We start from the raw sequence: 14,889 nt of genomic DNA on the forward strand, positions 1-14,889 counted from the left end.
TAATGAAAAAAAACGTTCAGCTTTATATTTTGCTTGCTTTTATTGGCGCTTCCATTGCAGCCTTTGCTTTTTACAAGCTTAATCCTGACAATGCTGACAATAAAAAAGAGGGGTATACGAGCAGCAATCTGCCAATGAAGCAAAATGATGTTGGCACTAAATCTATTGGCCGTGAAGCAACACTTGGGGCTGTCGGGGATATCTTGATTCATGATCGGGTATATAATGAGGCAAAAGTTGATGACGGCTTTGACTTTAAACCAATGCTTGCAGAAGTTAAAGAAGCACTTGAAAAGCCTGACGTTCTATTGGCAAATCAAGAAACGATTGTAGCAGGTGAAAAAATCGGATTATCAAGCTATCCATCTTTCAACAGCCCACATGAAGTCGCAGATGCGCTAGTTGATGCTGGCGTTGATATCGTGACAACAGCTAATAATCATTCTTTAGATAGAGGCGTCAGCGCTCAAAAGCAGTCACTAGAATACTTAAACAAAATTAACCTTCCTTATGTTGGGACATTTGCAAGTGAAGAAGACCAGCAAAAGCTTCGTGTCCTTGAATCTAACGGCATTAAAATTGCTTATCTTTCCTACACCTATGGATTAAATGGTATTTCTGTTCCTAAAAATGAAGCATATATCGTTAATCTCATCGATAAGGAAAAAATGAAAAAAGAGATAGCAATAGCGAAAAAGCAAGCTGACTTTATCGTAATGGGGATTCACTGGGGCATTGAATATGAGCGCAATCCAAATCAAGAACAGAAAAATCTTGCCCAATTCCTTGTTGATGAAGGTGTCGACATTATTTTCGGTGGACATCCTCATGTGTTGCAGCCAATGGAATGGTTATATGACAAAAATGGTGAAAAATCCTTAGTTGTATATTCACTTGGAAACTTTTTGTCAGGACAGGCTGACGATTATCGTGATATTGGCGGGATGGTAACAGTTAAAGTAAGTAAAACAGAGCTTGGAGGAAAAACCACAAAAAAAATGGAAGTACCCTCCTTTTATCCAACGTATGTGTACAGTAAAAATGACAAGGGCTACAAAATGGTTCCGTTAGAGGATGCTGGCAAGCTTGGACTGCCTGACAGCAAGCAAAACTATCAGGAAATTATGACACATATGTTAAAAGGTGTGCATCCAAAGTAAGAGTTAGGATAGTTTAATTATGTGCATCCTCACGATTTATCCTTTATAATAATAGTGAGGATTAATTTAATCTCATAAAAGAGGTGCTGAAATGAAAATAGTAATAAGTGATAAAGCGTCAGAATGGTATAAAAACGAACTGCTTCTTAACGAAGGTGACTATGTCCGATTTTTCGCAAGATACGGAGGCTGCAGTACTGTGCAACAAGGCTTCTCTCTTGGCATTTCTAACGAAAAACCTGTAAATTCAGGTGTTAGTACGGAGAAGGATGGAATTCGTTATTATATCGAGGAAAAGGATCTTTGGTATTTTGATGATAATGATTTGTTAGCTGACTTTAATGATGCAGCACAGGAACCGGAATATCATTACACAGAAAAGCAGGCTTAATAACAGCCTGCTTTTCTTATTGGAGATGAATATCTATCCCTTCCTTCTCAAGTATGGACGTTTGTGTTTGTCCGAGAAGATCAAAGTGAGAGTATCCATCCTTCCTGGTATGAATCCATTCTTTCTTCAGACCATATTTGGCGCCCCATTGCTCAAGCTTATGTAAATCAGCACAGCCAACCTTTGTGACAGTCTTACAGTCTGGGAAACGGTCATCTAGCCAATAATGTGTCAAAAAGGCAATTTGTCCATCATCAATTTGTTTTTTCCACTGAGCTAATTCTTTTCGTTTGATGCCAAATGCCATATTTTTTCTATCTCTCCTTATAAAGGTTTATTTTCTTTTAAGTTCTTCATACTTTTGAAACCATTCAGGAAATGTTTTTTTGAATGATTTAGGCCTGAAATTTTCCTTACTGACAATTATATGGGTCGTCGAGCCCTCAACACAAAGGTCACCATCTCCGTTTTCAATTCGGTAGCCATATACTGTCTTGATACCATCATTAGCATCAACCCATGTTTTAACATAGGCTTTGTCGCCATACCGCAATGGCTTTTTATACGTTGCCTGCACATCATAAACAGGCGCAAAATAGCCCTCTTCCTCCATTGCAACATAGCTGTAGCCAATATCCTCAATCAATGCTGTTCTCCCGCGTTCAAAAAACTTCAAGTAATTAGCATGATACACTACCGCCATCATGTCCGTATCAGCATAATCAATTTTAAGCTCTAGTTTATGTACATATTCCAATGCTTCCTGCACTTCCTTTACTTTAATTCCTTCTCCTTCATTTTATGACTAAGCTAACAACTAATCAAGAAAACCGGCTGTTAGCACGAATTGTCCTATTCATTAATCATTCTATTCATAAGGTCCTGCAGCATTTTCGTTAAATCGATCTCTTTTCGCAGCATTTCCTTATACCCTTTTGCCAGGATTGGTGTATTCTCCATTTTTATAGCTAGTTTTTTTAACTCCCATTGAAGCATTTCATATTCTATCTCTAAATCAGTCATATTCCCCTCCATATAACTAATCATGTATACATGTATATGTTTATTAAGCATATTATATCGGAAACAGAGCTGTCAGTCTGCCCATCTTTTAAAGAATAATTATTATGAATTTACTTGCATTAAACTCTGTATTTCTCCAGAGGTACTATCCATTTTTATGGAAGTGCCAATCTTTTGTCGAGTATTCATCTTTACAAACGCATTAATGTAGTATGTATTCCCCTTACCAGCAGTAATTGAATCTATCTCTTTCTCATCTCCATGCAAATATTCCTTCACTATAATCTCGGCTGTTTCTTTCGTAATTAAGGTATGTTGCTTGTCTTTATCGGTAAAATTTGCAGGCTTCTCATAATGATAGTTATCTATCTTCCAATTACCATTTTCTTTTTTAGCTTCTACTGTAATAAACAGTGCTGTGTTAAGATAGGATGCTTGTGCGGTTTCTACCGTCACCCTATCACTTGTTTGCTGTTTAATGACAAAATGCTGCTTATAGTTAAAATCTGCAGGGAAATCTCCCCCAATTGGAACTGTAAATAATGATATCTCAAGATTTTTTATAAAATCCTTCGTGAAATAAGGCTGTAACTCCTGCAAAAACGGCTTTGTATTCAAGCCTTGATTTTGCTCAGCATATTTATTTGCCAATTGCAGCAGCTGATAAGATCTCTCTGCGATTTCCTTCACTTCATCATCAGTTAGTATGCTGTGCTCCATTTCTGAAACGTTTATATTAGTTGATTCTTTTTCTTCTGTTTCACTTGTGCATGCTCCTAATAAACAGGCACAGATAAGCAATGCTGTCAATCTTTCTATCAATTCTGAATTCTCCTTCTCTACGTATAAACTAAAATAGCATATTCCATATTTTATCATTTATACTAGATATAAGAAAACACAAAAAAGATTTCTGGAGATGTTTTGACTTTAGGAGCTAGCAAGGTCGTCTTTATTATCATTTTGTTTATCGTCTGCCCCTTCTTGTACCTCCATTTCTTCCTCCTCAATTAACACTGTCCAATCTGTTTCAATTATTTTCTTCTGTAGCTTTTCAATCAGTCCCATAATACTTTACTCCTAGTCATTGGATTTGTTATAATTATAATTACCCACTTAATGGAAATAAAAAACAATTTATTATATGGTACTTCTCTCTTTTTAGTACATATTATTCAAAAGGAGTTTTTGGAATGATTAATGATGAGGAAATGCTCCTATTTATAAACCATATATATTTATTAGTTACAGAATGCAAAAAATGTCAGGATCATGAAATGAAAAGCATAATTGTGGATGAAATTCTTTTTTTTGGTGATTTATTGGAGCAAAAATAAACTTTTTCTCTATAAAGTTTGAAGCCCTTATCCTCCCTCCATAACTTAGTCCCGTAAGTTTAGTTTTCTACTAAAAATCCATCCTTTTAAGAGATGGTTTTAATTACCTTTGTATTTCCCCCAGAATAAAAGTACAATGAAGTCTGCAGTTTTTCACATAAACTACACACCTGAGATAAAAACTGCTGATTTTGACTATCCTATTATGGATAGTCCTTTTTTATATACAAAAAAGCGGCTTAATATAAGCCGCCTCACTAATTTATGATTGCTGGTTAGTGAAAAAGTTCAAAGCTTGCATCACATCTTCTTCTGTAAGCAATGAATAATCAATTTGGTCATCTGTTGCTTCCATAATGCGTAATGCTTGCATTTGCACAGATTCATCTACTAAATTTGTCGCAAACCGTCCATTACCATTCGTTTGGAATGTTGTTAATCTCGTCTGCAAAGCAAACTTCGCAGCTTTATCAAGATGATAATCGAATTTAGCTGCATATGACTCCATTATTTCGATTAATTCATCCTTATTATAATCCTCAAAATGAATAAATTTCTTAAAACGAGAGGTTAGCCCAGGGTTGCTTGCGAGCAATGCTTTTGTTTCATCAGGATAACCCGCTAAAACAACGACTAGATTTTCATTATGTCTTGTCATTTCCATAACAAGTGTATCGATTGCTTCTTTGCCGAAATCCTGGTTAGATCCAGATAGTAATGAATAGGCCTCATCAATAAACAAAACGCCGCCAAGTGCTTCTCTAATTTTCTTTTTCGTCTTAATCGCAGTTTGTCCGACAAATCCAGCGATAAAATCAGCTCTGCTTGCAACAACAAGATGCCCTCTTTTTAAAATTCCGCAATCCTTTAAAAACTGCGCATATAATTTTGCTACAGTTGTCTTTCCTGTCCCTGGGTTGCCGGTAAAGACAGCATGAAGCTGTATTGGTAAATTCTTTTTAGAATTTGTTCTTCTAAGTTGCTGTACTTTAACAAAGGAAATAATCTTGTTCATTTCGTCTTTTACCTTCGTTAACCCAATCATTGCATCAAGCTCATCTGCTGGATTTTCAGATGACTCTTCCTCTGCTGCTGCAAAATCATTACCTTCAAGCAAAGTGTATGTCAAGAATTGCTTGTTTGAATGTGCTTGAGAGCCTTTGTTAAATATCGCATCTAGTACAATGTTTTTAACCGCTCTCGCATTACCAAAGCTTTCATCGACCTGCTCTTTTTCAAGACGCAGCTCTAATTGTTGCTTGCCTTCCTCACTAATAACATAATCATTGTCATTGGCAATTTTTTCCCCAATCTCTACTAACTCTTCTGCCGTGTAATTAGGTAAATGAATCAAATTGGATGTTGGAAAACGGCTGCTAAGACCATGATTTCCATCTAAAAACTGTCTCATTTCCTCTGGATAGCCTGCTAGGATCACAGCAAATTTCCCGCCAAATTCAGAGCTTGTCATTAAAGAAACCAATGTATCAATTGCTGTTTGTCCATAATCACTTCCTTGGCCATCGCGATTTAAGCTATACGCTTCATCAATAAATAACACCCCGCCAAGTGATTGCTTCACAACATTACGGACATTTTCCTCCGTTTGGCCCATATAACCTCCCACAAGCTGAGAGCGGTCTGTTTCCACTACCTCCTGACTTGGAAGGACACCTAACTCATAATATATTTTAGCCATTAACCGTGCCAATGTAGTTTTTCCTGTCCCTGGGTTTCCGGTGAAAATCATATTTAGACTTAATTCATCCTGGATAGTAAAGCCTAACTTCTTTCTTGAATTCTGATATTTCAGGAACTGGTAGAAGTCCTTTACGCGATTTTTAACCTTTTCCAGTCCAATCATTTGCTGAAGCTGTTCAAGTGCGGAAATAGTTTCTTCCTTCATTTCATCTGACTCTTCCTCTACAAAAATGGCGAGCCAAGCAGTTTTCAATTCATTCAGTTCTTCAATCAGCTTTTTGACACTGTCATAATAAATGGATGTATGAAATACACCACTGATTGATTCTTCATATTCCTCAGAAGACTGAAGTAGCTGCGAAGTTTTTTGTGTAACTTCGTCAAGTAAGGAGATGATTTCTTTATATTTATCTTCAGCCAGCTTATTATTAAATGTCACTGCAGCAGTGCTGTTTGAGATAATCTCGTCCTTTTCATCATCTACCATGTTTAAAAACATTCGGCAATTGTTAATATATTGCTCAGCTATCTTTCTTTTCGCTGTTCTGTTATCCGTTTCTCGTATCGCAGGAAAGTTCAACATCTCTAAAAGATCTTCATAATTTTTCCAATCGTTTTGGGAAAGGTATTTATTCGCTTCCTTATTGTGCGGATCCAATTCCTTCGCTTTTTTGAGCCAAGCACTGGCAATTGTATCCCTTTCATTTGTGTTTAATCTGGAAATCGCCGCAATTGTCAATAATCTAGAAATCATTTCAGGCGTCTCTGTTTCGTCTAATGTTTGAATGACAGATAAAACCGTTTTTTCACTTTTAATGATTCCCGTATTTTTAAATTCCTCTTCCAGAGTAGCGATTGTTTGACTGACAGTATTTTCGACTTTTTTCTCCATTTACTTCTTCACTTCACTTACATATAAGTTTAATTTACATCTTCTTATAGTACCATAATCTTCATTTATCCGTTAATCATTTTAACTTGTTTTTCACAAGGTTCAGAAACAAAGAAAAGCTTCCGCTACAATGCGGAAGCCCTTTTTTATTCACCTTTTGTTTGAATTACTTGTGCATGCTGACCTGATGTATCTTGCATTTTTTTGCCTTTATTACCGCCAAATCCTCTCGATTTTGTTCCGATATGGCTAGGTACAAAGTGCTTGCTGTCTTTTTTTGGATTGCTCATCATTATCCCCTCCTTCCTTATAAGTTTGCACATGGAAGGAAGAGGTGATGTGTGGCAAAATTTTCTCTAATGGTTATCTTGCTTTTTTAAGATGCTTCTTTTCAATTCGTTCCTCTATTTTTTCAATTGCTTCCCTGTCCTTTAGCAATTGCAATTTATTTTCAGTTACTAGCTCCTGGAAGGAACGTTTACGAGGTTTTCTCATTATTTTATCTCCTTTATCCTTTTATATTTCCATAATTCCCAAAATTTCAAGAAATTATTACTTATTTGCTGAAATTCTTTTAAAAGTTAGAAAAATCTTTTTTTTCTGAAAATAATGGACGTATATGCTGTTTTGTTCCGCCTTCATTATAAGGGATGTCCTTATAATTGTAAAGCGCTTACAATCAATCTTTACTTTCTATTAACTTTTTCATTACATTTAATGACATAACAGTGAAGTATTTGTTCCTAATAATACCATTTTCATCAATAAAAAAAGTGGTTGGAATTGTCATTACTTTATATGCTTCATTAATGCCATCTGGATTATCCAAAAGGACAGGAAAAGAAACATTCATCTTCTTTGTAAAAACAGCAACAGCTTGCGGTTTGCCGCCATCAATATTTACTGCCAATACCTCAACAGTCCCCTTGTTCTCTTGATAGAACTTTTCTATTTCAGGTATTTCCTGCTTACATGGCGGACACCATGTTGCCCAAAAATTAATGATTACTTTTTTCCCTCTTAAACTGGATAGGCGTACATCCTTTCCTTGCAGATTCTTCAATGTAAAATCTGGTGCTATGTTACCAACATTAATGCCAATATTAGCTTCAAGCTTATTAGCAGCTGTTTGTGGTATATCTAAAAACATAATGCTGAAACTAATCAGGATACTTAAAAGTAATGTTGTTTTTTTCATATGAGTTCACCTCAATTAATCATCATTATTTTTAAGTTTTCCTATTTCACTTTATTTACAATGTTTTTTTCTGGAAGTGTTTTTGAATGCGTAGAATTAATAGTGCAGAGAAACACCTTATTTAATACGCATGCTAGTAATGAATCAGCTTAAACCTTGTTCCTGCTTCCTTTACTTTAACCTTTTTCTAGACAAAAATATATACACTTGACTTAATGTTGCGAATATTGTCATATTTAAAGTTTTAAAAATTAAAAGAGGCTGGGGCAAAACAAAAGATAACCTTTCTAAACACGAATAATAAAATTACATCTAAATTTGAAAAAGGAAGCACGTGACTAAATAGAATAGGGGTTTAAAATTAGTTCGTTTCATTGCGCTACAGTCACTCGCTTTCCGCGGGGAGGAAGATGAGCCTCCTCGTCTTCGCCTGCGGGGTCTCATCCTTTCCTCTATTTCCCGCAGGAGTCGAGTGCCCTCCGCTCCATTCCACTAGAATTTCTAATCATTGTATTAAAACTAGTAAACACGAAAACCAAACTATTTAATCATAGAATGATTAAATAGTTCGGTTTTTATACATATTCACATACTTTTATCCCAGCCTCATTTAATGTTATAAAAATTAAAAAGCAGCCTTATAAAGGCTGCTCCACTTAAAATCTGTCCTGTTCTTTTGTTAAGATTTTGCCTGTTTCTGCTGATATGGTCATTTCCGTTTCTATGCCATTTTGTGAGGTTACTTCAAGCTCATATACAAATTGGGCATTCTCTTCATCTAGATCGAATTCAGTTATTACTCCACTTGCTTCTTTTAAAGCTATTTCTTTAGCTTTTTCTTCTGTTATTTTTATTTTTTCAGCCAGCATATCCTTTGTTATTACAGTGCCTTTTTCTGCGTCAACATAAATATCCTCTTGATCGTCAGCAAATTCTACTTGGTAAACGGAGTCTCCATTATGAGTGTATTCTTGCTCTACTTCTTCCACCATCGTGTTTCTTTCCTTACCGGCAATATCAGCTGCTTCCTGCTTTGATACAGTTGGTTCTGCTTGTGTAATGCTCTTAACAATACCGCCATTTGCATATACATCTCTGTCGTCAACTAAGTCATATGCTGCTGCCCCGCCAAAACCAATGACCGCAGCACCAATACCGTATGTTAACCATTTTGATTGCTTTAATTTATTCCAAGCTTTATTAATAAAATTCATGTGAATTCCTCCTTCTTTTCTATAATTTCATCATATCCTGAGAAAATGATAAGATATGAGCAGAAATATGAGAAATTGATGAGAAATTCTAATGAGTGTATTAATCTTCCTCCCAGTTTATAGATTCAATAACACCTGAATAGGCATTGATATACATTTTTACCTCTTTATTATGATCTGTATCTATTTCAAGCTCATAGACGAGTCCAAAATCATCATCCTCTTCCAGCTCTATCTCCGCAACTTTGCCCGGTATTTCTTTTAAGGCAATTTCCTTGGCTTTTTCTTGAGAAATGTATTCTGAACTGTTTCCTAAAGCTTCTTTGGTAATATCTCCTGTTTGCCGGTTTAACAAATAAGCCTGTTCACTAGAGTCTGTTTTAATGATAAAAGAGTAATAAGGTATTTTATTTTGTACAGTTTCCTCTATTGTTAATAAGTCACCGTTTATTTGTTCCTTAATAAGAGCGGTCGCTTCGTTTTCCTGCATAAGACCGCTAATAGCAGCATTATTTTTTAACGATTGCAAAGAAAGTGATAAAATTTTGCCTGTCTTCTTTATTAGTTCCATTTGATATGTGCCAGTATTGTTTTCAAACACAATATTAAAAATGTCACCTTCCTCCGCTTTCTTTTCTGAAATACTGTTTATTGTTCCACCATAAGTAGTCACAGCAAATTCCTTCGCTTCTGTTTCTGTAATCGAATCAGTATTTTTTAAATAGACAGCAATAACGCCGACAGCTAGTAGGACAAACAGCAATATACAGGCGGCGGTGATTAACAGTTTTTTGTTTACAATCATTTACTCACCGCCTTTAAATCTGCAGGGAAAGAGCAAATAAATGTGGAGCCTTCACCAAGAACACTTTGCACTGCAATTTTCCCATTATGTGCATCAACTATTTGCTTTGCGATAGCAAGCCCAAGGCCAGCTCCGCCAGTCTCTCGATTTCTCGCCTTATCAGTCCGAAAAAACCGATCAAATATAAATTCCTTGTGATCATCGGCAATGCCAAAGCCATTATCGGTTACCTGCAAAAATACTGTTTTAGCGTTTATATAAGCAGTTATGTTTACATGATCCGCTCCGTATTTAAATGCATTATCAATAAATATAAGCAGAAGCTGCTTCATTTTTTGTCTGTCAGCGGTAATGAACACTTCTTTACTAGCGACATCAACTTCAACCTTACGGCCAGTCGCCATTTCCATATCCTTTGCCGTCTGACAGCAGAGCTCCCGTAAATTTATTTCCTCCATTTGCAGCTCAAGGAGATCATCTGCCTTTGCCAATTCAAGCATATCATTTGTCATTTCCTTCATTCGCACTGCTTCTGACAGGATTGCATCGATTCCTTCCTCTAATGCATCCGGTTTATTTTTGCCCCAGCGCTTCAGCATATTTGCATAGCTTTCGATTACCGTCAGCGGTGTTCTCAGCTCGTGTGATGCATCATATACAAATTGCTTCTGCTTGTCGTATTGAATTTCTAACCTCGAAATCATGTTATTAAAGGTACTTCCTAGTTGAAATAACTCATCCTTGCTTTTATCTTTTAAGGGAAGCTTTTGAAAGCTGCCGTTAGACTGGATGTCCTCCATTGTTCTTATCAATGATTGAATTGGCGTTAAAATAAAGCTTGAAAGTACTCTTCCTGCTAAAAAGGTTGGTATGATAATAAGTATTGTGCCAATAATTAAAATCAGCTGCAAAATATGTAATATCCCTACAGAGCTGTCTATATTTTCGGACATTTCCAGCTTTACGATATTGCCATTATTCCAAACGACTGGCATGGATGCGACAGAGAAGGTATTCCCATCGTGCTTTAAGACTTCTTCAGTCTGTGCCTCTGAATAAAAATGCTCCATTTCTGCATAACTCGAATCCTTTGTACTTGTAAAAAGGACCGTGTTTTTTGCGTCAATAACACGGATCATCCCCTCTGTTGGGACAAATGCACGAAGAAGAGAATTTTGGTTCGTTTCCGTTGTAGCAGTTTGGATATTTCTTGCAGTCTGTATTAGCTTAGCTGCAGTTTCATTTGTCTCATTTCGCAGGATTTCCTTTTGAAAAACAAAATATATGGTTGTATTTAAGCAAATCATCATAATTACAAGTAATAATGTCGAAAAAACTTGAATTCTAGTTCTTACTTTCATATAGTAGTATCCTTAATAACATACCCGATTCCACGAATTGTCTGAATCAACTGCTTTTCAAACTCATAATCGATTTTTTTTCGCAAATATCGAATATAAACATCCACCACATTTGTATCTGCCATAAAGTCATAGCCCCATACATGATTTAAGATCTGTTCTCTTGACAACACAATATTCTTATTTTCCATTAAGTAAAGCAGTAGCTCGAATTCTCTTGGTGTGAGCTCGATATCGATATTTGCCCTTTTCACCGAATAGGACTTCACAAAAACCTGTAAGTCGTCTACCTGCAGGATTTTTTCCTGCTCGTGTTTCATATGCATTTTGCTGATACGCAGGCTTGCTCTAATTCGAGCGAGGAGCTCTTCAATTTGAAAGGGTTTTGTCATATAATCATTGGCACCTAAGTCAAGTCCTGTTACCTTGTCTGGAATGGAATCTCTGGCCGTCAACAAAATCACCGGAACATTTACAGATGCATTGCGCATCCTTCTTAAAATTTCCAACCCGCTTATTTCTGGCAGCATTACATCAAGCAACACAAGATCCCAATTGCCTGCAAGCACTTTTTCGAGCCCCTGTTCGCCTGCATGCTCTGCATGTACTTCATAGCCTTCATACTCCAGTTCCATTGTAATAATTCTTGCTATTTTCTTTTCATCCTCAATCACAAGAATTTTATCCTTTGTCAAATTCATAAGCCCCCTCGTTTTAGTATCTATGTTAAATAACATTTATTCTCTACTTTATATTATAGTGAATTCGCAAATAAAAAAAGGCTCTCCTGCCAATGTTCATCCACTTGGATGAATACTGTGCAGAAAAGCCGTTAATTCTTATTTAGATAATACTTCTGTCAATACTGGTACGATTTGTTTCTTACGTGAAACAACACCTTTTAACAATGCAGTATTGTTTTCCAAGCTTACTCCAAATGCTTGTTCAACAGCATCCACTTTACTACCAAGTGCAAGAGCAACAGAATCATTATTCAAAATATCTGTTACAACAAGTAAAAATAAATCAAGCTCTTTATCAGCAATCACTTTGCTTAATACTGCTTCTATTTCCGCTTGCTTAGCTAGGACATCATTTGTGTCAACAGCATTTACTTGCGCAACCTCAACCTTATATGATCCCATTGGGAATTCCTTCGCATCAAGGCTAATTAATTGCTCTACTGTTTTATCGCTTAAATCAGCGCCAGCTTTCAGCATGTCCAACCCGTATTGCTCAAGGTTAATTCCTGCAATTTCAGCAAGCTCTTGAGCTGCTTTAACATCCTGCTCTGTGCAAGTTGGAGATTTGAACAATAAGGAATCGGAAATGATAGCAGATACCATCAAACCAGCAATTTCTTTTTTAATCTCTACATTATTCTCTTTGTAAAGCTTGTTAAGAATCGTTGCTGTACAACCAACTGGCTCAGCACGGTAATATAGAGGATCACTAGTTTCGAAATTTGCAATGCGGTGGTGGTCGATAACTTCAAGGATAGAAACCTCTTTAATGTCTTCCACACTTTGCTGGAATTCATTGTGGTCTACAAGAATAACAGAATCTGTTTCTTCTGAAACCTTTTGTATGTATCTTGGAGCTTCTGCTTTAAAAGTATCTAGAGCAAATTGTGTTTCGCCATTGATGTCACCTAGACGAACAGCTTCTGCTTCAACTCCTAATGCCTTTTTCAATTCTGCATATGCGATAGCAGAACAAATCGTATCCGTATCTGGATTTTTATGACCAAAAACTAAAACTTTTCCCATTCTTTAATTCTCCTTGTAACTGAAATTATTGATATAGATAAACAAGGTTGCGCCGTTTATCAATGTATTTATTGTATCATATCGCAAGCAAAAATAAAGAATCGTTAGACAAAATCTCCCTCTTAATTTATCGGAATTATAATTTTGTACTAGTTGTGCTAGATTTTGTCTGCTAGTTAGCATAGCAAAAGTGGATGAGACAAAACGCAATATAAGCTATCTAAATACGAGTTATAAAACTTTGAAGCATCGAGCTTGGAATTTACTTTTAGAATTAGTTCGTTTCAATAAGCTATATCCCACTAAGATTTTTAATTTATGTTTTTAAACAAAAAAAACTGAACTATTCATCAATAATCGATAAATAGTTCAGTTATATCTTGGACTTCATACTTACGTCCAAACCTCATCTATAAAACTATTAGAATTTGAATTGGTAATTTTCAATTTCCCAAGCATGAATTTGTGTACGGTAGTTATCCCACTCTGCTTTTTTCGCTGCAACATATTCATAGAATACGTGCTCGCCAAGTGTTTTAAGACCGATTTCACCTGCTTCTAGTTCAGCAACAGCTGCTTCTAGACCGCCTGGCAAGCTTTCAATGCCAAGTTCTTCGCGGCGTGCATCTGTCATGTGGAAAATATCTTCATTAACAGGTGCTGGAGCTTTCAATCCTTTTTCTACTCCATCCAAACCAGCAGAAGCGATAACTGCAAATGTTAAGTATGGGTTAGATGCTGGATCTGGACAACGTAATTCTACACGAGTAGCCATGCCTTTTTTCGCAGGGATACGAATTAATGCAGAACGGTTAGATGCAGACCAAGCAAGATATACTGGTGCTTCATAGCCAGGCACTAGACGCTTATAAGAGTTTACTAGCGGATTTGTTACCGCCACAAAGCTCTTAACATTATCAAGGATACCTGCGATGAAAGAGTAAGCTTCGCTTGAAAGCTGTAATTCATCAGACTCATTATAGAAAATGTTTTCGCCGTCTTTGAAGAATGACATGTTAACATGCATTCCAGAGCCATTGATGCCAAATACTGGTTTTGGCATGAATGTTGCATGCAAACCGTATTGTGCTGCGATTGTTTTAACAACCCATTTATAAGTTGTTGCAAGGTCAGCCGCACCAAGAGCGTCTGCATATTTAAAGTTAATTTCATGCTGGCCTTCTGCCACTTCATGATGCAATGCTTCAATTGTGAAGCCCATTGCTCTTAATGTTTTGAAGATTTCAACACGAACCTTTTCACCTAAGTCTTTCGGAGATGGCTCAAAGTATCCGCCTCTATCACCTAAAACTGTTGTTGGATACCCTTGTGCATCTGTTTCAAACAAAAAAAATTCCAACTCTGGTCCTACAGAAATTGTATAACCTTGTTCTGCAGCACGTGCAACTGTTTTCTTAAGAACATTACGTGTGTCGCCTTCAAATAATGTGCCATCTGGATTTGTTACAGAGCAAAGGAAACGTGCTTCTGAGTATCCTTCTTCTTCTGTCCAAGGCAACACAACAAATGTGTTTAAATCTGGGGCTAAGTAAGAATCCGATTTATTAATAGGTGAAAATCCTTTAATGGATGAACCATCAATCATGATTTTCCCTTCTACTGCATCATCTAATTGAGCTGCTGTAATTGTGATATTTTTCAAAATTCCTTCAATATCGACAAATTGCATATGCAATAATTCAACGTTTTTTTCTTTAATGATACTTTGAATCTGTTCTAATGTAATTTCAGCCATGTCAATTTACCTCACAATCAATGTTCTAATATCTAACTTGAATTCATTATAAGAAATTATTTATAGTTATACAATATCTTTTTTTAAAATTTTTTAAATATTTTAAAGATAGCGTTTACATTACCAGAATTTTGTGTATGGGTTAATATTTGTAAAAATACGAAAATTCACTAAAAATAACTAATTTTATTGTTTTCTCTTCATCATTCTCTTGTTTTCGTATCATTTTAATATTTCCATATTCGAAATAAATCGCCTATAGTTGCACATATATATGAATGT

General features: G+C 36.0%; 18 protein-coding genes. 3 read left to right on the forward strand and 15 right to left on the reverse strand.

Annotated features, from left to right (window positions below; all coding sequences use genetic code 11):
• Positions 1–2: 2 nt before the first annotated feature.
• Positions 3–1,160 carry a CapA family protein gene (locus EM808_RS23115; RefSeq protein ID WP_127741251.1) on the forward strand — a complete coding sequence of 386 codons (1,158 nt, stop codon included), beginning with the start codon at positions 3–5 and terminating at the stop codon, positions 1,158–1,160.
• 91 nt (positions 1,161–1,251) lie between these two features.
• Positions 1,252–1,551: a HesB/YadR/YfhF family protein gene (locus EM808_RS23120; protein ID WP_127741253.1), complete on the forward strand. Its 300-nt coding sequence runs from the start codon at positions 1,252–1,254 to the stop codon at positions 1,549–1,551.
• A gap of 16 nt (positions 1,552–1,567) precedes the next feature.
• Here the strand turns inward: EM808_RS23120 and EM808_RS23125 are convergent, their stop codons facing one another.
• The 5 genes from EM808_RS23125 to EM808_RS28755 form a co-directional block, all read right to left on the reverse strand.
• The gene (locus EM808_RS23125) at positions 1,568–1,858 is read right to left on the reverse strand and encodes a hypothetical protein (RefSeq protein WP_127741255.1); all 291 of its coding nucleotides are present in this window, start codon (positions 1,856–1,858) and stop codon (positions 1,568–1,570) included.
• Between the two features lie 27 nt (positions 1,859–1,885).
• On the reverse strand, positions 1,886–2,308 hold the full coding sequence (locus EM808_RS23130; protein WP_127741257.1) for an acyl-CoA thioesterase: 423 nt from the start codon (positions 2,306–2,308) through the stop codon (positions 1,886–1,888).
• 95 nt (positions 2,309–2,403) lie between these two features.
• Positions 2,404–2,574: a hypothetical protein gene (locus EM808_RS28750; RefSeq protein WP_164849755.1), complete on the reverse strand. Its 171-nt coding sequence runs from the start codon at positions 2,572–2,574 to the stop codon at positions 2,404–2,406.
• A 102-nt stretch (positions 2,575–2,676) separates the two neighbouring features.
• Positions 2,677–3,396 carry a hypothetical protein gene (locus EM808_RS23135; protein ID WP_127741259.1) on the reverse strand — a complete coding sequence of 240 codons (720 nt, stop codon included), beginning with the start codon at positions 3,394–3,396 and terminating at the stop codon, positions 2,677–2,679.
• Between the two features lie 108 nt (positions 3,397–3,504).
• Entirely contained in the window at positions 3,505–3,642 is a 138-nt protein-coding gene (locus EM808_RS28755) for a hypothetical protein (RefSeq protein ID WP_164849756.1), read from the reverse strand.
• Positions 3,643–3,767: 125 nt separating this feature from the next.
• Here EM808_RS28755 and EM808_RS28760 point away from each other — a divergent pair, with 125 nt between their 5' ends.
• On the forward strand, positions 3,768–3,911 hold the full coding sequence (locus tag EM808_RS28760) for a hypothetical protein (RefSeq protein ID WP_164849757.1): 144 nt from the start codon (positions 3,768–3,770) through the stop codon (positions 3,909–3,911).
• Positions 3,912–4,173: 262 nt separating this feature from the next.
• On the opposite strand, the gene EM808_RS23140 is transcribed toward EM808_RS28760, so the two are convergent.
• The 10 genes from EM808_RS23140 to EM808_RS23185 all read right to left on the reverse strand — a co-directional run bounded on the left by EM808_RS23140 (position 4,174) and on the right by EM808_RS23185 (position 14,607).
• Positions 4,174–6,504, reverse strand: a complete 2,331-nt coding sequence (locus EM808_RS23140; protein ID WP_127741261.1) for an AAA family ATPase — start codon at positions 6,502–6,504, stop codon at positions 4,174–4,176.
• A gap of 146 nt (positions 6,505–6,650) precedes the next feature.
• On the reverse strand, positions 6,651–6,794 hold the full coding sequence (locus EM808_RS23145; protein ID WP_127741263.1) for an acid-soluble spore protein N: 144 nt from the start codon (positions 6,792–6,794) through the stop codon (positions 6,651–6,653).
• 73 nt (positions 6,795–6,867) lie between these two features.
• The gene (locus tag EM808_RS23150) at positions 6,868–6,999 is read right to left on the reverse strand and encodes an FbpB family small basic protein (protein WP_127741265.1); all 132 of its coding nucleotides are present in this window, start codon (positions 6,997–6,999) and stop codon (positions 6,868–6,870) included.
• Positions 7,000–7,183: 184 nt separating this feature from the next.
• Positions 7,184–7,702 (reverse strand): TlpA disulfide reductase family protein, encoded by a 519-nt coding sequence (locus tag EM808_RS23155; RefSeq protein ID WP_127741267.1) that lies wholly within the window; start codon positions 7,700–7,702, stop codon positions 7,184–7,186.
• 656 nt (positions 7,703–8,358) lie between these two features.
• Positions 8,359–8,916: a PepSY domain-containing protein gene (locus tag EM808_RS23160; RefSeq protein WP_127741269.1), complete on the reverse strand. Its 558-nt coding sequence runs from the start codon at positions 8,914–8,916 to the stop codon at positions 8,359–8,361.
• Between the two features lie 100 nt (positions 8,917–9,016).
• Positions 9,017–9,721, reverse strand: coding sequence for a PepSY domain-containing protein (locus tag EM808_RS23165; RefSeq protein ID WP_127741271.1), 705 nt, complete (start codon positions 9,719–9,721; stop codon positions 9,017–9,019).
• A complete protein-coding gene (locus tag EM808_RS23170; protein WP_127741273.1) occupies positions 9,718–11,082 on the reverse strand; it encodes a HAMP domain-containing histidine kinase in 1,365 nt (454 codons plus the stop codon). Before EM808_RS23170 ends, EM808_RS23165 begins: the two co-directional genes overlap by 4 nt.
• Positions 11,079–11,777 carry a response regulator transcription factor gene (locus EM808_RS23175; RefSeq protein ID WP_164849758.1) on the reverse strand — a complete coding sequence of 233 codons (699 nt, stop codon included), beginning with the start codon at positions 11,775–11,777 and terminating at the stop codon, positions 11,079–11,081. Before EM808_RS23175 ends, EM808_RS23170 begins: the two co-directional genes overlap by 4 nt.
• Positions 11,778–11,921: 144 nt before the next feature.
• Complete coding sequence (locus EM808_RS23180; protein WP_127741277.1) at positions 11,922–12,851, reverse strand: manganese-dependent inorganic pyrophosphatase; 930 nt, start codon at positions 12,849–12,851, stop codon at positions 11,922–11,924.
• A gap of 421 nt (positions 12,852–13,272) precedes the next feature.
• Entirely contained in the window at positions 13,273–14,607 is a 1,335-nt protein-coding gene (locus EM808_RS23185; protein ID WP_127741279.1) for a glutamine synthetase family protein, read from the reverse strand.
• Between the last annotated feature and the right edge of the window lie 282 nt (positions 14,608–14,889).

The sequence above is a fragment of the Niallia taxi genome (genome assembly GCF_004005475.1).
Classification (GTDB): domain Bacteria; phylum Bacillota; class Bacilli; order Bacillales; family Cytobacillaceae; genus Niallia; species Niallia taxi.